The following is an 18241-nucleotide window of genomic DNA, read 5'->3' on the forward strand; positions in this document are numbered from 1 at the left end:
GCTCACAGCTTCTCCTCCGAGGCCTGGACGTACACCGCACCGCTGCCGCTCAGCTCCAGCTGGAACGCCTCGCCGGAGCCGCGGCCCACCATGTCGCGCCAGCCGAGCGCGGTGGAGAGCTTGTTGCGTACGTCGCCGTGGTGCGCCACATACGCCTGGGGGTCCACATGGACCGGGCGCTGGGGGGTGATCGGGACCTCGAAGACACCGCCGTGGGCCATCACGGCGACCGCGCCGTGGCCCTTGAGGGTGGTGGTGAACAGGCCCTGGCCGCTGATCTGGCCGCGCACCATGCCCATGACGCCGCCCTGCGAGCCCATGAACATCGTGCCCTGCTGGAGGGTGCCCTCGAAGGCGAGCAGCCGGTCGGCCTCCACGTAGAGGGTGTCGCCGGTGAGCTGGATGACCTGGATGTGGTGGCCGCCGTGGCCGAAGAGGACCGTGCCGTTGCCCTCGACCGACATCAGCGGGGTGTCCTCGTTCGCCACCCGGCGGCCGATCATCGACATCACGCCGCCCTGGCCGCCGGCCATGTTCGGCGTGAACGACACCTCGCCCTTGTAGGCGAGCATCGCACCGCGCTGGCTGAACAGCCGCTGACCGGGCATCACGGTCGCCTCGATCATCTTGGAGTTGATCTCACGGAAGGCCATGTCACACCTCCCCCGCGATCGTGTTGCGCTCGCTCGGCTGGACGTAGACCAGGCCCTCGCCCTCGAAGCGGATCTGGAAGGCCTCGCCGCCGCCCTCCCCGAGGAACGTGCGGAACGTCACACCGGACTGGAACGACTGCTGGAGATTGCCCTGATGGGCGATGTACGCCCCCGGGTCCACCGTCAGCGGGTACTGGTGACTCACCCTCAGCACCACCGCCGGGCCGTCCGACATGATCGCCGCCTGGCCGTGGCCCTCTATCGTCGTCGTGAACAGGCCGTTGCCCTGCGAGGCGCCGCGCAGCCCCGTGAAGCTCGTGCCCGTGCGCAGCCCGGAGTCCGTCGCGAGCAGATTGCTCGACTCCACGTACAGCTTGTCCCCCTGGAGATTCACGAGGTTGATCTCCGAGGCGCGGTCCGCGAACCAGCAGGTCCCCCGCCCGGTCACCTCCATCAACGTCATCTGCTCACCGGTCAGGCGCCGCGTCACCATCCCGCGCAGCCCCTCACCGCCGCCGCTCAGCTTCTTGAACGACATCTGACCGTCGTACGCGACCATCGAGCCGTTCTTCGCCTTCACGGCGTCCCCGGTCATCTCGACGGCGAGCACTTTGCTGCCTTGAAGTCGGAACATTGCCACGGGGTGACGGTAACCGGCCGAGGGTGGGACAGGACAGGTCCCAGAGGTGTATCTCGACCCTGAGGGGACCCCTAGGGCGTCGGGAGATTGACGGATGCCAGAATGGGCGGCGCTTGTGCTTCCGTTCACAAAGACCCGACACGCGAGTGCGCCGACTCGCCCGCCGACCCCACCGAAGGTGACCCGTGGACATCAAGACCGCCTCCGCCCTGCGCCGACTGCGCCTCGTCTCCGCACCCGAAGCGGTGTCGTTTCTGCTGCTGCTCGTCTGCTCGGTGCTCAAGCGCACGACCGACTTCAACGCGGTGCCGGTGATGGGCTGGGTCCACGCGATCCTGTTCATCCTGTACCTGATCTTCTGGGCGGACGCCTGGAACCGTACGAAGTGGTCGCTCAAGACCGCCGCCCTGTACTTCATCCTCTCGGTCCTGCCCACCGGCGGCTTCTTCGCCGACCGCAAGCTGCGCCGTGAGGCCGAGGACGCCCTCATCGCCTCCCGCGCCCGCAAGGAAGGGATCGTGAACGCGTGATCGTCGCCTTCTCGGTGACCCCGCTCGGCGTCGGCGAGGACGTGGGGGAGTACGTCGCCGACGCCGTCCGAGTGGTCCGCGCATCCGGTCTGCCGAACCGCACCGACGCCATGTTCACGTCCATCGAGGGCGACTGGGACGAGGTGATGGACGTCGTACGGCGTGCCGTGGCCGCCGTCGAGGCGCGGGCGCCCAGGGTGTCCCTGGTCCTCAAGGCGGACATCCGCCCCGGGGTGACGGACGGGTTGACCTCGAAGGTCGAGACCGTGGAACGCCTGATCGCTCCGCTGGGTGGGCCGCGATAGGTGGGGGCCGAGATGGGTCGTCTGTCAGCTGACGCGCCGTCGTGGCTGGTCGCGCCCACGCGGCGGAGCCGCATATCGACACAGCCCCGCGCCCCTTTAGGGCGCTGCCGAACCGTAGGTCGGGGACGCGTCCCTCCTCGAACGGCCCGGCTGCCCCCGATGCGGCACTCAGTGCCACAGCGTGCGTGTGGCCTCCTGCGCTCACCCCCGCGTAAGGCCCGCGATCAGTTCGTCGGCCGCACCGTACGGGTCCAGTTCCCCCGCCACGATCCGTTCCGCCAGCGCGCTCAGTCGGCGGTCGCCGTGCAGGTCGCCGATGCGTTGGCGCAGGGCCGTGACGGCGATCGTCTCCACCTCGTGGGACGCCCGTGCGCGCCTGCGGTCGGCCAGGACGCCGCGCTCCTCCATCCAGGCCCGGTGCTTCTCCAGGGCCGCCACGACCTCGTCGATGCCCTCGCCCCGTGACGCGACCGTCTTCACGATCGGGGGGCGCCAGTCGCCGGGGCGGCGGGCCTCGCCCAGGCCGAGCATGTGGTTGAGTTCGCGGGCCGTGGCGTCGGCGCCGTCGCGGTCGGCCTTGTTGACGACGTAGACGTCACCGATCTCCAGGATTCCCGCCTTGGCGGCCTGGATGCCGTCGCCCATGCCGGGGGCCAGCAGCACCACGCTCGTGTCCGCCTGGGAGGCGATCTCCACCTCCGACTGGCCCACGCCGACCGTCTCGACCAGGATCACCTCGCACCCGGCCGCGTCCAGGACGCGGATCGCCTGCGGGGCGGCCCAGGCCAGGCCGCCCAAGTGGCCGCGGGTCGCCATCGAGCGGATGTAGACGCCGGGGTCGGAGGCGTGGTCCGACATCCGGACCCGGTCGCCGAGCAGGGCGCCCCCGGAGAAGGGGGACGAGGGGTCCACGGCGAGGACGCCGACCCGCTTGCCCGCCCGGCGGTAGGCGGCCACCAGCGCCGAGGTCGACGTCGACTTGCCGACGCCCGGCGATCCTGTCAGCCCCACCACGTACGCCCCGCCGGTCAGCGGGGCCAGCGTCCGCATCACCTCGCGGAGCTGTGGGGACGCCCCCTCCACCAGGGAGATCAGCCGGGCGACGGCACGTGGCCGCCCCTGTCTGGCCTGGGCCACCAGCGTGGGGACGTCCTGCATCACAGCTCCGATCGAGTCGGACCGGTCGGAGGAGACCGACCAGGTCAGACGTACAGCGTCCTCAGGCCTTCGGTACCCGCACGATCAGCGCGTCCCCCTGCCCGCCGCCGCCGCACAGGGCCGCCGCGCCGACGCCGCCGCCCCGGCGCTTGAGCTCCAGCGCCAGATGCAGGACGAGGCGGGCGCCCGACATGCCGATGGGGTGACCGAGGGCGATCGCACCACCGTTGACGTTCACCTTTTCCGGGGAAACGCCCAGGTCCTTCATTGACTGGACGGCCACGGCGGCGAAGGCCTCGTTGATCTCGACGAGGTCGAGGTCGGCAACGTCCAGGCCCTCCTTCTTCAGGGCGTGGTCGATCGCGTTCGACGGCTGCGACTGGAGCGAGTTGTCGGGTCCGGCGACGTTCCCGTGGGCGCCGATCTCGGCGAGCCACTGAAGGCCCAGCTCCTGGGCCTTCTCCTTGCTCATCACGACCACGGCCGCCGCGCCGTCGGAGATCTGCGAGGACGTACCGGCGGTGATCGTGCCGTCCTTGGCGAACGCAGGGCGCAGCTTGCCCAGGGACTCGGTCGTGGTCTCGCCCCGGATGCCCTCGTCCTGGCTGAAGACGACCGGCTCGCCCTTGCGCTGCGGGATCTCGACGGGGGTGATCTCGGCGTCGAAGAGGCCGTTCTTCTGGGCGGCGGCGGCCCGCTGGTGCGAGAGCGCGGCGATCTCGTCCTGCTCGGGGCGCAGGATGCCGAGGCGGGTGTTGTGCTTCTCCGTGGACTCGCCCATGGCGATGCCCTCGAAGGAGTCGGTGAGACCGTCGTGCGCCATGGAGTCGAGCATCTCGATGGCGCCGTACTTGTAGCCCTCGCGGGACTTGGGCAGCAGATGCGGGGCGTTGGTCATGGACTCCTGGCCGCCCGCGACGATCACGTCGAACTCGCCGGCGCGGATCAGCTGGTCGGCGAGGGCGATCGCGTCGAGGCCGGACAGGCACACCTTGTTGACGGTGAGCGCCGGGACGCTCATCGGGATGCCGGCCTTGACGGCCGCCTGGCGGGCCGGGATCTGGCCCGCGCCGGCCTGGAGCACCTGGCCCATGATCACGTACTGCACCTGGTCGCCGCCGATCCCCGCACGGTCGAGGGCGGCCTTGATGGCGAAGCCGCCGAGGTCGGCTCCGGAGAAGGACTTCAGCGAACCGAGCAACCGTCCCATGGGCGTACGTGCGCCCGCGACGATCACCGAGGTCCGGCCGTTCGTTCCAGTCATGAGATGCGATCCCCTTCCAGCTGCTAGGACAGCCGAGGAGTGAACGAGGGTTTACTTCGAATGTACTGAGTGGCACTCCGTGCCGTCACCGGGCTGTCAGTGTGATCGCTGGCACGTTGCGTAACCGTCGTGGGAGCGCTGCACTGACTCCATGCTGACGCGAATCGACCACATCGGGATCGCCTGTTTCGACCTCGACGCCACCGTCGAGTTCTATCGGGCGACATACGGCTTCGAGGTGTACCACTCCGAGGTCAACGAGGAGCAGGGCGTCCGCGAGGCCATGCTCAAGATCAACAGTACGGATGACGGCGGCGCCTCCTACCTGCAGCTTCTGGAGCCGACCCGGGAGGACTCCACGGTCGCCAAGTGGCTGGCGAAGAACGGCGAGGGGGTCCATCACATCGCCTTCGGTACGGCGGACGTGGACGGCGAGGCGGCCGCGATCAAGGACAAGGGCGTACGCGTCCTGTACGAGGAGCCTCGACGCGGTTCCATGGGGTCACGGATCACGTTTCTGCACCCCAAGGATTGTCATGGCGTACTGACAGAACTGGTCACTTCGGCGCCAGTTGAGTCACCTGAGCACTGACCCCCGTACATATGGGCCGGTAGGGTTGGGGTCGGCCGTCCCCTTTCGGGGTGACGGCCCGGGTCCTGCCGCCTTCCGGATGACGGGGATGGCGGGGTCCAAGGGCCGGGGTCCAGGTTTCGGGGGACGAGGGTTAGGGCGGCAGCCCGTGCTCCGCCGTTGATCTGACACCATTCCCCGGGGGCGCCGTTCGCCGGTTGGACGGAGCTCGTTTGCCAGAGGTTGCGACCAGGGGACGGATGGGACCGCGCAGTGCGGGGCTACGAACGCCAGGAGCGAGAGCCGGCGGCTGACGTCGACCACCTCTCTCGGTTCGAGGCCGAGATGGAGCGGCTGAAGACCGAGCGGGAAAAGGCGATCCAGCACGCCGAGGACCTCGGCTACCAGGTCGAGGTGCTGCGCGCCAAGCTGCACGAGGCGCGTCGCACCCTCATGTCCCGGCCCGCCTACGACGGTGGCGACCTCGGGTACCAGGCCGAGCAGATGCTCCGCCAGGCCCAGATGCAGGCCGACCAGATGCGCGCCGACGCCGAGCGCGAGCTGAGCCAGGCCCGGGCGCAGACCCAGCGGATTCTCCAGGAGCACGCCGAGCAGGCCGCCCGCCTCCAGGCGGAGCTGCACCAGGAGGCCGTCACCCGCCGCCAGCAACTCGACCAGGAGCTGTCGGAGCGCCGCCAGACGGTCGAGTCGCATGTCAACGAGAACGTGGCGTGGGCCGAGCAACTGCGCGCCCGCTCCGAGGCCCAGGCGCGCCGTCTGGTCGACGAGTCGCGCGCCGAGGCCGACCAGGCGCTGGCCGCCGCCCGCGCGGAGGCCGAGCGGCTCACCACCGAGGCCCGTCAGCGGCTGCAGAGCGACGCGGAGGCCGCGCGCGGCGAGGCCGACCAGATCCTGCGCCGGGCCCGCGCCGAGGCCGAGCGACTGCTGAACGCGGCGTCCACCCAGGCCCAGGAGGCCACCGACCACGCCGAGCAGCTGCGCTCGTCCTCGGCGAACGAGTCGGATGCCGCCCGCCGTCAGGCCGCCGAGCTGAGCCGGACCGCCGAGCAGCGCATGGCGGAGGCCGACACCGCCCTGCGCGAGGCCCGCACGGAGGCCGAGAAGCTGGTCAACGAGGCCAAGGAGAACGCGGCCAAGGCCCTCTCCAGTGCCGAATCGACCAACGAGCAGCGCACCCGTACGGCCAAGGAGCAGGTCGCCCGGCTGGTCGAGGAGGCCACGAAGGACGCCGAGGCCACCAAGGCGGCCGCCGAGGAAGTCGTCGCGGACGCCAGGGCCGAGGCCGAGAAGATCGTCGCCGAGGCCTCCGAGAAGGCCCGCTCGATCACCGCCGAGGAGTCGGCGTCGGCGCTCGCCAAGACGGCCAAGACCGCCGAGGACGTGCTGAACAAGGCGTCCGAGGAAGCCCGGAACACGACCAAGGCCGCCGCCGAGGAGGCCGAGCGCATCCGTGCCGAGGCCGAGGCCGAGGCGGACCGGCTGCGTGCCGAGGCGCATGACATCGCCGAGCAGCTCAAGGGCACGGCGAAGGACGACACCAAGGAGTACCGCGCCAAGACGGTCGAGCTGCAGGAGGAGGCGCGTCGGCTGCGCGGCGAGGCCGAGCAGCTGCGCTCCGAGGCGGTCGCCGAGGGCGAGAAGATCCGCGCGGAGGCCCGCAAGGAGGCCGTCCAGCAGATCGAGGAGGCGGCCAAGACCGCCGAGGAGCTGCTCGCCAAGGCCCGTACGGACGCCGATGAGCTGCGGCAGACGGCCACCGCGGACAGCGAGAAGGTCCGCACGGAGGCCATCGAACGCGCTTCGACGCTGCGCCGGCAGGCCGAGGAGACCCTGGAGCGCACCCGCAAGGAGGCCGAGCGGTATCGGGCCGAGGCCGTCGAGCAGTCCGACGAGCTGAAGGCGGAGGCCGAGCGGGCCGCGCTGGAGCTGCGCGAGGAGACCGAGCGGGGCGTCGAGGCCCGCAAGGCGGAGGCCGCCGAGGAACTGGCCCGGCTGCACGGCGAGGCCGAGGCACGTCTCGCCTCCGCCGAGGAGGCGCTCACCGACGCCCGCTCCGAGGCCGAGCGCATCCGCCGCGAGGCCGGCGAGGAGACGGACCGGCTGCGTTCCGAGGCCGCCGAGCGGATTCGTACGCTCCAGGCGCAGGCCGAGGCCGAGGTGCAGCGGCTGCGGGACGAGGCCGCCTCCGACGCGTCCGCTTCCCGCGCCGAGGGCGAGGCCATCGCCGTACGGCTCCGGTCGGACGCGGCGGCCGAGGCCGAGCGGCTGAAGTCGGAGGCGCAGGACACCGCCGACCGGGTACGGGCCGAGGCGCAGGCCGCGGCCGAGCGGCTGGCGACGGAGGCGTCCGAGACGCTGGCCGCCGCGCAGGAGGAGGCCGCCCGGCGCCGCCGCGAGGCCGATGAACTCCTCGGTGCCGCCCGGCAGGAGGCCGACCAGGAGCGTGAGCGGGCCCGCGAGCAGAGCGAGGAGCTGCTGGCCTCGGCGCGCAAGCGCGTGGAGGAGGCCCAGGCCGAGGCCGTACGGCTGGTCGAGGAGGCCGAGCGGCGTGCCACGGAGATGGTGTCGGCCGCCGAGCAACACGCCCAGCAGGTACGGGACTCGGTGGCCGGGCTGCACGAGCAGGCCCAGGAGGAGATCGCCGGTCTGCGCAACGCGGCGGACCACGCGGCGGAGCGTACGCGCCGGGAGGCCGAGGAGGAGTCGGACCGGGTACGCGCCGACGCCTACGCCGAGCGGGAGCGGGCCTCGGAGGACGCGGCCCGGGTCCGGCAGCAGGCGCGCGAGGAGACGGACGCCGCGAAGGCGCTCGCCGAGCGTACGGTCGCGGAGGCCATCGCCGAGGCGGAGCGGGTGCGTTCGGACACCGCCGAGCACGCCCAGCGGGTGCGTACGGAGGCTTCGGACACCATCGCGCGGGCCGACCAGGACGCCTCGCGCACCCGGGCGGAGGCCCGTGAGGACGCCAACCGCATCCGGTCGGACGCGGCCACCCAGGCCGACACCCTGATCACCGAGGTCACCGCCGAGGCCGAGCGGCTGACGCGGGAGACCAACGAGGAGGCCGAGCGGGTCCGGGCCGAATCGGTGGCCGCCGCCGAGCGGTTGGTGGCGGAGGCGACGGACGACGCCGAGCGGATGCGGGCCGAGGCCGCCGAGATGGTCGGCTCCGCTCAGCAGCACGCCGAGCGGGTCCGCAGGGACGCCGAGCGGGCGCGCGACGAGGCGGAGGACGAGGCCGAACGGATGACGTCGGCGGCGCGCGAGGCGGCCGACCGGATGCTGGACGAGGCCCGCAACGCCGCCAACAAGCGGCGCTCCGAGGCCGCCGAGCAGGTCGACAAGCTGATCTCGGAGACCGCCGCCGAGGCCGACAAGCTGCTCGCCGAGGCGCAGAAGCAGTCGCTGCAGACCACCGCGGACGCCGAGGAGCGGGCCGACTCCATGGTGGGCGCGGCCCGCAAGGAGGCCGACCGGCTGGTCTCCGAGGCGACCGTCGAGGGCAACTCCATGGTGGAGAAGGCCCGTACGGACGCCGATGAGCTGCTGGTCGGTGCGCGCCGGGACGCGACCGCCATAAGGGAGCGGGCGGAGGAGTTGCGCGACCGGATCACGGCCGAGATCGAGGCGCTGCACGAGCGCGCCCGCCGTGAGGCGTCGGAGACGATGAAAACAACGGGTGACCGTTGTGACGCGCTCATCAAAGCGTCCGAGGAACAGTTGGAGAAGGCGACCGCGAAGGCCAAGGAGATCGTTTCCGAGGCGAACTCCGAGGCGGGCAAGGTCCGTATCGCGGCGGTGAAGAAGGCGGAGGGTCTGCTCAAGGAAGCCGAGCAGAAGAAGACCACGCTGATCCGCGAGGCCGAGGAACTCAAGGCGGAGGCGATCCGCGAAGCCCGCCGTACGGTCGAGGAGGGCAAGCGGGAACTTGAGGTGCTGGTCCGCCGCCGCGAGGACATCAATGCGGAGATTTCCCGTGTCCAGGACGTCCTGGAGGCGTTGGAGTCTTTTGAGGCCCCGTCGAGCGGCAAGGACGGTGGAGTCAAGGCGGGCGCCGCGGCGGGTGCTACTCGATCGGGTGGCAAGTCGTCAGACGGCTAGCGGGGCCGGGCCGTTGCGGGTATGGTCCCGCGCCGCCCGGTCACCCGGATGTCGCCATGGACACCAATTTGTGTTCTTTCTGTGCTTGCCAGGGCCTTGATGCAAAGTTTCTGGCAAGTATTCCGATGGTCGGCCACTCAAAAGGGGTGTCATTCTCCAGATCAAACGTGCATCTGCTCGATGACACGCCGCTTCGCCCCCTAGGATTCCACCTATCACCTCACCGGTCTCATTCGACAGGAACCCCATGAGCGACACTTCCCCCTACGGCTTCGAGCTTGTGCGGCGTGGATACGACCGCGCTCAGGTGGACGAACGTATCTCCAAGCTCGTCTCCGACCGTGACTCCGCTCTCGCCCGTATCACCGCGCTCGAAAAGCGCATCGAAGAGCTGCACCTCGAGACGCAGAACGCCCAGGCCGCGGTCACCGACGCCGAGCCGTCCTACGCCGGGCTCGGCGCCCGCGTCGAGAAGATCCTCCGCCTCGCCGAGGAGGAGGCGAAGGACCTGCGCGAGGAGGCCCGCCGCGCCGCCGAGCAGCACCGCGACCTCGCCGAGTCGGCCGCCCAGCAGGTGCGCAACGACGCCGAGTCGTTCGCGGCGGAGCGCAAGGCCAAGGCCGAGGACGAGGGCGTCCGGATCGTCGAGAAGGCCAAGTCCGACGCCGCGCAGCTGCGGGCCGAGGCGCAGAAGGACGCGCAGTCCAAGCGCGAGGAGGCGGACGCCCTCTTCGAGGAGACCCGCGCCAAGGCCGCGCAGGCCGCCGCCGACTTCGAGACGAACCTCGCCAAGCGGCGTGAGCAGTCCGAGCGCGACCTGGCCTCGCGTCAGCAGAAGGCCGAGAAGCGGCTCGCCGAGATCGAGCACCGCGCCGAGCAGCTGCGGCTGGAGGCGGAGAAGCTCCGCACCGACGCCGAGCGTCGTGCCCGCCAGACGGTGGAGACGGCCCAGCGTCAGGCCGAGGACATCGTGGCCGACGCGAACGCCAAGGCCGACCGCATCCGTTCGGAATCCGAGCGCGAGCTGGCGGCCCTCACCAACCGCCGCGACAGCATCAACGCGCAGCTGACGAACGTGCGCGAGATGCTGGCGACCCTCACGGGTGCCGCGGTCGCCGCCGCCGGCACCCCGGCGACGGACGACGAGCCGATCTCCCGCGGCGTTCCGGCCCAGCAGACGAGGTAGCCACCAGCCTGGTTCACAAGGGCCCGCACCCCCTCCGGGGCGCGGGCCCTTCGGGTTCGCTTAACCGCGGGCAATCGTGCCGCTGGGGCGGCACGGGTGGGCGCGGCGGCACCCTGTGAGCGCCGGTAAGCGTGACTCCGGCCCGGCCAGCACCGTCGTACGGTCGCCCAAATAGCTCGGGGGTGCGTGCAGTATCGCGGCTACAGACCGTGCGTGGCTGGTCGCGCAGTTCCCCGCGCCCCTATTGGGGCTGGCCCAGCTGCCACAGTCGGCCAAGCCACCTCCGGTGGCACCCTCTCCGTGGCCCCCTTAGCGTGGCCGCATGATCGAGCTCGACGGGCTGACCAAGCGGTATGGCGAGAAGGTCGCGGTGAACAATCTGACCTTCGCCGTGCGGCCCGGCATGGTCACGGGGTTCCTCGGGCCCAACGGGGCCGGGAAATCGACCACCATGCGGATGATTCTGGGCCTGGACCGGCCCACGGCCGGCGACGTGCGGATCGACGGGAAGCACTACGACGGACTCCACGACCCGCTCAAGTACATCGGCGCGCTGCTGGACGCCAAGGCCGTACACGGCGGCCGTAGCGCCTTCAACCATCTCCTCTGCCTCGCACAGAGCAACGGCATCCCCAGGGCCCGGGTGCGCGAAGTACTCGACACGGTGGGGCTCACGGCGGTCGCCCGGAAGAAGGCCAAGGGGTTCTCCCTCGGGATGGGTCAGCGCCTCGGCATCGCGGGCGCGCTGCTCGGTGACCCGCGCATCCTGATGTTCGACGAGCCGGTGAACGGGCTTGATCCGGAGGGGATTCATTGGATTCGGAATCTGATGAAGTCCCTCGCGGCACAGGGTCGTACCGTGTTCGTTTCCTCGCATCTGATGAGCGAGATGGCACTGACCGCCGATCACCTGGTCGTCATCGGCCAGGGCCGGCTGCTCGCCGACACCTCCATGGCCGACTTCATCCAGCGCAACTCCCGGTCGTACGTACGGATTCGCACTCCCCAGCGGGAGAGGTTGCGCGATGTGCTGTACGAGGCCGGGATCACCGCCGTCGAGGCGGGCAACGGCACGCTCGAAGTGGACGGGGGCAAGTCCGAGCAGATCGGGGAACTGGCGGCGGAGCATCAGGTCGTGCTGCATGAGCTGAGTCCGCAGCAGGCCTCGCTGGAGGAGGCGTTCATGCAGCTCACGGCCGAGTCCGTGGAGTATCACGCGCACAGCGAGACAGCCCCGGACCGGCCTTCGCCCCGGGTCCGGGCCCAGGGGTGGGGCGACGGCTGGAAGAAGGAGGGCTGAGGATGGCCGCGGCACAGGTCGTACGGTCGGAGTGGACCAAGATTCGGTCGGTGGCCTCCACCGTGTGGACGCTTTCGCTCGCCGTGATCGTCACGATCGCGCTCGGTGTGCTCATCTCACTGCTGGCGGCGAACGAGTTCGACAGCATGAGCCGCGAGGACCAGCTGTCGTTCGACCCGACGTTCATCAGTTTCGCGGGGACGAGCCTAGGTCAGCTGGCGATGATCGTGTTCGGGGTGCTGGTGGTGTCGAACGAGTACAGCACCGGGATGATCCGGGTCTCGCTGGCCGCCGTACCGCAGCGCGGCACCTTTCTGTTCAGCAAGATCGCGGTGGCCACGGCGCTCGCCTTCGTCGTCGGCATCGCGACCAGCTTCGTGACGTTCTTCCTCGGGCAGGCGATGCTCGGCGAGCACAAGGCCCACATCGGTGACCCGGGCGTCATGCGGGCGGTCATCGGCGGCGGGCTGTACATGACGCTCATCGCCGTGTTCTCGATGGGCGTGGCCGCGATGCTGCGCTCGCCGATGCTGTCGCTCGGCATTCTGATGCCGTTCTTCTTCCTCATCTCCAACATCCTCGGCGGAGTCGACGCCACGAAGAAGGTCGGCCAGTATCTGCCCGACCAGGCCGGCAGCAAGATCATGCAGGTGGTCGCCCCGGTGGACGACGACACCCCGTACGGGCCCTGGGGCGGACTCGCGATCATGGTGGCGTGGACGGTGGCGGCGCTGATCGGCGGATATCTGCTGTTGAAGCGGCGCGATGCGTGAATGGGAGCGACATGAGGCGTGAGCCGGTGCGGCCCGGCACATGAGCCCGAGTGGCCCGGCGCGTGAGCCGTATCCCTTTACTTTCTCTTGGCCGGAACCGTCAACGCCCGGATAAGCTCCTAACCCTTACGGGGGCGTGCGCCCCGACGTCCTGAGACGAGACCGAGACGTCCGAAACCGTTCGATGGGTGCGGAGCATGATCGAGGCAGTCGGCCTGACGAAGCGCTACGGCGCCAAGACGGCCGTGTACAACCTTTCCTTCCAGGTGCGGCCGGGGGCCGTCACCGGCTTCCTCGGGCCCAACGGCTCGGGCAAGTCGACGACGATGCGCATGATCCTCGGCCTCGACAACCCCACCTCCGGGCAGGTGACGATCGGCGGCTACCCGTACCGCAAGCTGCCGAACGCGGCCCGCCAGGTCGGTGCCCTGCTCGACGCCAAGGCGGTGCACGGCGGCCGGAGCGCGCGCAGCCATCTGCTGTCGCTGGCACAGTTGTCGGGTATCCCGGCCCGCCGTGTGGACGAGGTGCTGGGCGTCGTCGGCCTCCAGGATGTGGCCAAAAAGCGCTCCAAGGGCTTCTCGCTCGGCATGGGCCAGCGGCTCGGTATCGCCGCCGCGCTGCTCGGCGACCCCCAGGTACTGCTGTTCGACGAGCCGGTCAACGGCCTCGACCCCGAGGGCATCCTCTGGGTGCGCAATCTGATGAAGGCGCTCGCCGCGGAGGGCCGTACGGTCTTCGTCTCCTCGCATCTGATGAGCGAGATGGCGCTGACCGCCGACCATCTGATCGTGATCGGACGCGGTCAGCTGCTGTCCGACATGAGCGTGAAGGACTTCATCTCGGCGAACTCGGCCGACTTCGCGCGCGTGAGGACGCCCGACAGCGAGCCGCAGCAGCGCGAGAAGCTGACGTCCGCGCTGACCGAGGCGGGTGGCCAGGTGCTGCCGGAGCAGGACGGCGCGCTGCGCGTCATGGGTCTGCCGCTCCCCCGGATCAGCGACCTCGCGCACGACGCCGACGTACGGCTGTGGGAGCTGTCGCCGCACCAGGCCTCGCTGGAGGAGGCGTACATGCGGATGACGCAGGGCGCCGTCGACTACCGCTCGACCATCGACCAGAAGGCCGGGCTCCAGCAGCCCCTGCCGCCCGGCGCGACCCCGCCCATGCCCGTCCCGGGCCAGGGCCAGCCCGGCTGGTACGCACCGCCGGCCCCGCAGCAGGGCGGTCAGCCCTTCGCACCGCCGCAGCCAGGTCCGTACGGGGCTCCGGCGCCCTCCGCCCCGGCGCCGGCCCCCGGACAGCCGCAGCCGCAGCCGCAGCCGAACCCCTACGCCGCCCAGGCGGCCCCCGCCGCACCGCAGGCCCCCGCCGCGCCTCAGGCACCCGCGCCCGCGCAGCCCGCCGCCGCGCCTTCCGCCCCTGCCGCACCGGCGGCGCCCGCCACACCCGCCGCCGACCTGACCAAGTCCGAGGACGCCCGATGAGCACGCCCCAGCCGCACATCGCCCAGCAGCAGCCGCCCGCGCCGAACTGGCAGGGGGCGCCGGGGAGTTCGTACACCTCGCCGATCCCGGTCGTGCGCACCCATCTCGGGCATGCCCTCGCCTCCGAGTGGACGAAGATCAAGTCGGTGCGCTCGACGATGTGGACGCTGGGCGTCTTCATCGTCCTTCAGGTCGGCCTCGGTCTGCTCTTCGCGCTGATCGCCGCCTCCACGGAGATGAACCTGGAGGGTGAATCCCCGCTGGGGCTCGGCCTGTTCGGGCTGATGCTCGGCAGCGTCTGTCTGATCACGCTCGGGGTGCTGACCACGGCCTCCGAGTACGGCACCGGCATGATCCGTACGACGACGACCGCGTGCCCGAGCCGGGGCCGGGTGCTGGCGGCGAAGTCGCTGGTGTTCTTCGGGCTCTCCTTCACGATCACCCTGGTCACCAGCGCGTTCGTGGGCTTCGCCCAGGTGGCGATCCTGGAGGGCAACGGCGCGGCGACGCCCACCGGTGAGGAGTGGCTCAAGGCGACGATCGGCGTCAGCCTGTTCCTGTCGCTGTTCGGTCTGCTGTCCCTGCTGATCGGTTCGCTGATCCGGCACTCGGCGGGCGCGATCACCATCATGCTCGGGGTGTTCCTGGCCCCGCTGGTCATCGCGATCTTCATGTTCGCGGAGTCGCTGAAAGACGTACAGGAGTTCCTGCTGGAGTACTCGATCCCGAGCCAGCTCAGCGTCTTCTACGGCTCGGAGCTCAGCCAGTCCGGCCCGTCCGGCTGGGACCCGCTGTGGATCATGCTCGCCCTGGTCGGTGTCACGGCCGTCGCCGCGTACGCCCTGCTGGAGAAGCGGGACGTCTGAACCCGGTCGGCCCCGGCTCAGAACCGCGGCGCGTTACGGGACCGCTGCACCCGCGTGGTGCGGCGGTCCTTCGCGTTCCAGCAGGCCTTGTGCCAGTGCCGGCGCTCGTCGACACCCGAGTGCTCGGGCCAGGCGACGACATGGGGCACCCCGGAGGGGATCATCTGGTCGCAGCCGGGGCAGCGGTACGTCTTGCCCTGGGCACTCGCGCCCGCCACATGCCGCACGCTCCAGTCGTCGCCCTGCCAGCTCTCGCTGGACTGCCAGCCGCCGTACCGGTCCGAGCGGTCGTCCTCGGCCCGACCGCCTGACGAGCCAACGCCCTTGGGGCGATTGCGACGCGGAGACACGGGACACCTCACGGGGCTATACAGGGAGCAGGGTGGGTGTCCAGCCTACGCGGGCCCGGTGGGGGTACGCGTACGTCACCAAACACCCCAGAACACACCTCAGAATGTCCTCCGTCCGCACGATTCTGCAGACAATCCGCAAATCTCGCCGCCAAGCCGTGTCTTCGGCACGTGTCAGGCGGTTATGCCGGGTGGGGGAGCTCCCGAGTCGGAGCCGAGGAAGCAGGAAGTGCGATGCGCGTAGGAACATTTGTACTGGGAGCCCAGTTCCCCGGCCAGGGCCAGGGGGAGGCGCTCCATCGGGCGGTACGGACGGCGGATGTCGCCGAGGAGTCCGGGCTGGACTCCGTCTGGCTGGCCGAGCACCATTTCGTGCCGTACGGCACATGCCCGTCGGCGATCACTCTCGCCGCGTTACTCCTGGGGCGCACCCGGCGGATTCGCGTCGGCACGGCGGTCAGCGTGCTGCCGACCGTCCACCCCGTGGCCCTGGGCGAACAGGCGGCCCTGCTCCATGTCACCTCGGGCGGCCGGTTCTCCCTGGGTGTCGGACGCGGCGGGCCCTGGGTCGATCTCGAAGTCTTCGGCACCGGACTCGACGCCTACGACAACGGCTTCCCGGAATCACTCGATCTGCTCACGCGCTGGCTGCGCGAACCCTCGGTGTCGGCCTCGGGGGAACGATTCAGCTTCCGTGAGGTCCCCGTCGTACCGAGGCCGTCGGAGGACATCGGCGAGCGGCCCGGGCCGGAGGTCGTGGTCGCCTGCACCTCGCCCGCGAGCGTACGACTGGCCGCCGAGCGCGGGCTGTCGATGCTCCTCGGAATGCACGTCGGGGACGAGGAGAAGGCCGAGATGGTCGCGATGTGGCGCAACTTCGCCCGTGCGGCGGGCCGTTCACCCGAGGAGATCGCCAGCGCGGCCCATGTCTCCGCCGGGGTCTGCCAGATCGCGGACCGGCGCACCGACGCCGTAGAGGCGCTCACCAAGGCGATGCCGGGCTGGCTGAAGCAGGGCCTCGACGCCCATGTGACCGTGGACGGCCGGGCCCGCTCCATGCGGGACCCGCTCGCGTACACCGAACTGCTCTGCGGCCTCCACCCGGTGGGGACGCCGCGTCTGTGCGCCGACCGGCTGGCGGCGACGAGCGAGCGCACCGGTATCTCCCGCTTCGCGCTGCTCGTCGAGGGCTCCGGCGATCTGGCGGCGACGGAGGAGAACGTACGACGACTCGGTGCCGAGGTGCTGCCTCACCTCGGCTGAGCCGCGACGTTCAGCGAGGCGCTGAGCCTGTTCGCGAAAACACCGGTCGCGTCAGCGAGAACACTGAGCGCGTTGCGGGGAGCTTGCCGCCCCGATTACTGATGCACCTCCCGCGGTTGGAGCGGCAAGCTGTACTGCGGCATGCCCTCAGCAGTCCCGGAGTTCCGGAGACTGGTTGAGGAGCTGGCCGCGGATCGAGGTGAATTTGGCCAGCCTCTCGTCCACGGACGGGTCCATGGGGAACACCGCCACCCGGTGGCAGTTCTGGAAGGCCAGCCGTACACCGAAGTGCCGCTGCAGCGCGCCGCGAATCGCGTCACTGGCGAGCGCGCGGAGCAGCTGTCCGCGTGCCTGCTCGTCCGGCGGCGGCGTCTGGTTGTCGGCGAACTCTCCGCCGTCCACCTTCAGCTGGGCCACCAAGGAGCTGATCATCTCCCACGCGTAGGGCAGGGAGGTCCGGACGCAGTCGACGAAGGCTGCTTCGTCGACCTCGCCTCGCTCGGCCTGTTCGAGTAGGGCCGGTGAGACGTCGAGCGACATGGGTTCTCCTCTCGCACCCCCACAACAACAGGGGTTGACGGACAGGGTTCGAGCTCACTCGCCGAACACGCAGAGTGCACGGTTCGCGACCTCGCGTTTCTACCGTATGCAACGGCAGGGGGCCGCACCAGGAGAATGCGCGCACCGACGCGGCCCTTGACGCACACAATCAGCCATTGCCGAACAGGAGTTGACAGTGGCACATGCCGGGGGGACGGCGAAGCCCGATGGGAGAGCACTGCGGCGGTGACAGAGGGCGACAGTTCCCCCTGGGGTGGGAGGGGCTCGGGAGCAGTCGTCGAACGCGTTTCGGTGGAGGGACGTCGTCGGCCCGGATGGGGTTGTGTGGACCGAATCGCGCGGAGGTGGGGGTGTCGAGTAGCGTTGCCGACCATGCGTCTCGTCATTGCCCGCTGCTCCGTGGACTACGCGGGCCGGCTCACCGCCCACCTTCCCTCGGCCCCCCGTCTGATCCTGGTGAAGGCGGACGGCAGCGTCTCGATCCACGCGGACGACCGGGCCTACAAGCCCCTCAACTGGATGTCGCCGCCCTGCACGCTGAAGGAGGGTACGGGGGAGGAGGCCGGCGTCTGGACCGTCATCAACAAGGCGGGCGAGAAGCTCATCATCACGATGGAGGAGGTCCTCCACGACTCCTCGCACGAGTTGGGTGTGGACCCCGGGCTCATCAAGGACGGCGTCGAGGCGCACCTTCAGGAGCTGCTGGCCGACCGCATCGAAACGCTGGGCGACGGCTACACCTTGATCCGCCGCGAGTACATGACGGCGATCGGGCCGGTGGACATCCTGTGCCGGGACGGCGAGGGCGGGACCGTGGCGGTCGAGATCAAGCGGCGGGGTGAGATCGACGGTGTCGAGCAACTCACCCGCTATCTGGAGCTGTTGAACCGCGATCCCCATCTCGCGCCCGTCCGGGGCGTCTTCGCGGCCCAGGAGATCAAACCCCAGGCCCGAGTCCTCGCCACCGACCGGGGCATCACCTGCCAGGTCCTCGACTACGACGCCCTCCGCGGCATCGAGGACGACAAGCTGCGGTTGTTCTGAGCGAACAGCCGAGCCCCACCGCAGCACAGCGCCGCTTTCACCGGCCCCGTCTTGGCGCTACGGGCCCGGCTTCGCCGGCTCTCTCTTGCCTCGGCGCACCTTTTCCGCCGCGGCGGCGATCGACCACGACGGCGTTGTCCGGCGGTGCCGAACATTCCTCAGGCCGGT

The 18241-nt window shown here is 70.2% G+C and carries 17 protein-coding genes; 11 read left to right on the forward strand and 6 right to left on the reverse strand.

What is annotated here, in order from left to right; genetic code table 11:
• Positions 1-2: 2 nt before the first annotated feature.
• Positions 3-653 carry an AIM24 family protein gene (locus ACWD4G_RS23350; protein WP_451296341.1) on the reverse strand — a complete coding sequence of 217 codons (651 nt, stop codon included), beginning with the start codon at positions 651-653 and terminating at the stop codon, positions 3-5.
• A gap of 1 nt (position 654) precedes the next feature.
• The gene (locus ACWD4G_RS23355; protein WP_451296658.1) at positions 655-1287 is read right to left on the reverse strand and encodes an AIM24 family protein; all 633 of its coding nucleotides are present in this window, start codon (positions 1285-1287) and stop codon (positions 655-657) included.
• Positions 1288-1478: 191 nt separating this feature from the next.
• Between ACWD4G_RS23355 and ACWD4G_RS23360 the strand changes: the two genes are divergently transcribed.
• Positions 1479-1823: a DUF3817 domain-containing protein gene (locus ACWD4G_RS23360; protein ID WP_451296343.1), complete on the forward strand. Its 345-nt coding sequence runs from the start codon at positions 1479-1481 to the stop codon at positions 1821-1823.
• Positions 1820-2128 (forward strand): MTH1187 family thiamine-binding protein, encoded by a 309-nt coding sequence (locus tag ACWD4G_RS23365; RefSeq protein ID WP_451296345.1) that lies wholly within the window; start codon positions 1820-1822, stop codon positions 2126-2128. The genes ACWD4G_RS23360 and ACWD4G_RS23365 overlap by 4 nt, the downstream gene beginning before the upstream one ends.
• 201 nt (positions 2129-2329) lie before the next feature.
• On the opposite strand, the gene meaB is transcribed toward ACWD4G_RS23365, so the two are convergent.
• Both meaB and ACWD4G_RS23375 read right to left on the reverse strand, forming a co-directional pair.
• Positions 2330-3286, reverse strand: a complete 957-nt coding sequence (gene meaB / locus ACWD4G_RS23370) for a methylmalonyl Co-A mutase-associated GTPase MeaB (RefSeq protein WP_451296347.1) — start codon at positions 3284-3286, stop codon at positions 2330-2332.
• Between the two features lie 61 nt (positions 3287-3347).
• Positions 3348-4550 (reverse strand): acetyl-CoA C-acetyltransferase, encoded by a 1203-nt coding sequence (locus ACWD4G_RS23375; RefSeq protein WP_451296349.1) that lies wholly within the window; start codon positions 4548-4550, stop codon positions 3348-3350.
• 151 nt (positions 4551-4701) lie between these two features.
• On the opposite strand from ACWD4G_RS23375, the gene mce reads away from it, so the two are divergent.
• The 7 genes from mce (at position 4702) to ACWD4G_RS23410 (ending at position 14855) form a co-directional block, all read left to right on the forward strand.
• Complete coding sequence (mce, locus tag ACWD4G_RS23380) at positions 4702-5142, forward strand: methylmalonyl-CoA epimerase (protein WP_451296351.1); 441 nt, start codon at positions 4702-4704, stop codon at positions 5140-5142.
• 252 nt (positions 5143-5394) lie between these two features.
• Entirely contained in the window at positions 5395-9243 is a 3849-nt protein-coding gene (scy, locus tag ACWD4G_RS23385; RefSeq protein WP_451296353.1) for a polarized growth protein Scy, read from the forward strand.
• A gap of 247 nt (positions 9244-9490) precedes the next feature.
• On the forward strand, positions 9491-10429 hold the full coding sequence (locus ACWD4G_RS23390; RefSeq protein ID WP_451296355.1) for a cellulose-binding protein: 939 nt from the start codon (positions 9491-9493) through the stop codon (positions 10427-10429).
• Between the two features lie 322 nt (positions 10430-10751).
• The gene (locus tag ACWD4G_RS23395; RefSeq protein ID WP_451296357.1) at positions 10752-11729 is read left to right on the forward strand and encodes an ABC transporter ATP-binding protein; all 978 of its coding nucleotides are present in this window, start codon (positions 10752-10754) and stop codon (positions 11727-11729) included.
• A 2-nt stretch (positions 11730-11731) separates the two neighbouring features.
• Positions 11732-12502 (forward strand): ABC transporter permease, encoded by a 771-nt coding sequence (locus ACWD4G_RS23400; RefSeq protein WP_451296359.1) that lies wholly within the window; start codon positions 11732-11734, stop codon positions 12500-12502.
• 197 nt (positions 12503-12699) lie between these two features.
• Positions 12700-13989: an ABC transporter ATP-binding protein gene (locus ACWD4G_RS23405; RefSeq protein ID WP_451296361.1), complete on the forward strand. Its 1290-nt coding sequence runs from the start codon at positions 12700-12702 to the stop codon at positions 13987-13989.
• Positions 13986-14855 (forward strand): ABC transporter permease, encoded by an 870-nt coding sequence (locus ACWD4G_RS23410; RefSeq protein WP_451296363.1) that lies wholly within the window; start codon positions 13986-13988, stop codon positions 14853-14855. Before ACWD4G_RS23405 ends, ACWD4G_RS23410 begins: the two co-directional genes overlap by 4 nt.
• 17 nt (positions 14856-14872) lie before the next feature.
• Here the strand turns inward: ACWD4G_RS23410 and ACWD4G_RS23415 are convergent, their stop codons facing one another.
• The gene (locus ACWD4G_RS23415) at positions 14873-15205 is read right to left on the reverse strand and encodes an ATP/GTP-binding protein (protein ID WP_451296365.1); all 333 of its coding nucleotides are present in this window, start codon (positions 15203-15205) and stop codon (positions 14873-14875) included.
• A 234-nt stretch (positions 15206-15439) separates the two neighbouring features.
• Here ACWD4G_RS23415 and ACWD4G_RS23420 point away from each other — a divergent pair, with 234 nt between their 5' ends.
• Complete coding sequence (locus ACWD4G_RS23420; protein ID WP_451296367.1) at positions 15440-16468, forward strand: LLM class flavin-dependent oxidoreductase; 1029 nt, start codon at positions 15440-15442, stop codon at positions 16466-16468.
• Positions 16469-16615: 147 nt separating this feature from the next.
• On the opposite strand, the gene ACWD4G_RS23425 is transcribed toward ACWD4G_RS23420, so the two are convergent.
• Positions 16616-17008, reverse strand: a complete 393-nt coding sequence (locus ACWD4G_RS23425; RefSeq protein WP_451296369.1) for an SCO5389 family protein — start codon at positions 17006-17008, stop codon at positions 16616-16618.
• 393 nt (positions 17009-17401) lie between these two features.
• Between ACWD4G_RS23425 and nucS the strand changes: the two genes are divergently transcribed.
• Positions 17402-18073 carry an endonuclease NucS gene (gene nucS, locus ACWD4G_RS23430; protein WP_451296371.1) on the forward strand — a complete coding sequence of 224 codons (672 nt, stop codon included), beginning with the start codon at positions 17402-17404 and terminating at the stop codon, positions 18071-18073.
• The last annotated feature ends 168 nt before the right edge of the window (positions 18074-18241 follow it).

The sequence above is a fragment of the Streptomyces sp. NPDC002643 genome, assembly GCF_053592555.1.

Bases quoted from the DNA above. Each gene is read 5' to 3' on its own strand.
- ACWD4G_RS23350 (WP_451296341.1), bottom strand. From the start codon at position 653: ATGGCCTTCCGTGAGATCAACTCCAAGATGATCGAGGCGACCGTGATG.
- ACWD4G_RS23355 (WP_451296658.1), bottom strand. From the start codon at position 1,287: ATGTTCCGACTTCAAGGCAGCAAAGTGCTCGCCGTCGAGATGACCGGG.
- meaB (WP_451296347.1), bottom strand. From the start codon at position 3,286: ATGCAGGACGTCCCCACGCTGGTGGCCCAGGCCAGACAGGGGCGGCCA.
- ACWD4G_RS23375 (WP_451296349.1), bottom strand. From the start codon at position 4,550: ATGACTGGAACGAACGGCCGGACCTCGGTGATCGTCGCGGGCGCACGT.
- mce (WP_451296351.1), top strand. From the start codon at position 4,702: ATGCTGACGCGAATCGACCACATCGGGATCGCCTGTTTCGACCTCGAC.
- ACWD4G_RS23390 (WP_451296355.1), top strand. From the start codon at position 9,491: ATGAGCGACACTTCCCCCTACGGCTTCGAGCTTGTGCGGCGTGGATAC.
- ACWD4G_RS23395 (WP_451296357.1), top strand. From the start codon at position 10,752: ATGATCGAGCTCGACGGGCTGACCAAGCGGTATGGCGAGAAGGTCGCG.
- ACWD4G_RS23400 (WP_451296359.1), top strand. From the start codon at position 11,732: ATGGCCGCGGCACAGGTCGTACGGTCGGAGTGGACCAAGATTCGGTCG.
- ACWD4G_RS23405 (WP_451296361.1), top strand. From the start codon at position 12,700: ATGATCGAGGCAGTCGGCCTGACGAAGCGCTACGGCGCCAAGACGGCC.
- ACWD4G_RS23410 (WP_451296363.1), top strand. From the start codon at position 13,986: ATGAGCACGCCCCAGCCGCACATCGCCCAGCAGCAGCCGCCCGCGCCG.
- ACWD4G_RS23420 (WP_451296367.1), top strand. From the start codon at position 15,440: ATGCGCGTAGGAACATTTGTACTGGGAGCCCAGTTCCCCGGCCAGGGC.
- ACWD4G_RS23425 (WP_451296369.1), bottom strand. From the start codon at position 17,008: ATGTCGCTCGACGTCTCACCGGCCCTACTCGAACAGGCCGAGCGAGGC.
- nucS (WP_451296371.1), top strand. From the start codon at position 17,402: ATGCGTCTCGTCATTGCCCGCTGCTCCGTGGACTACGCGGGCCGGCTC.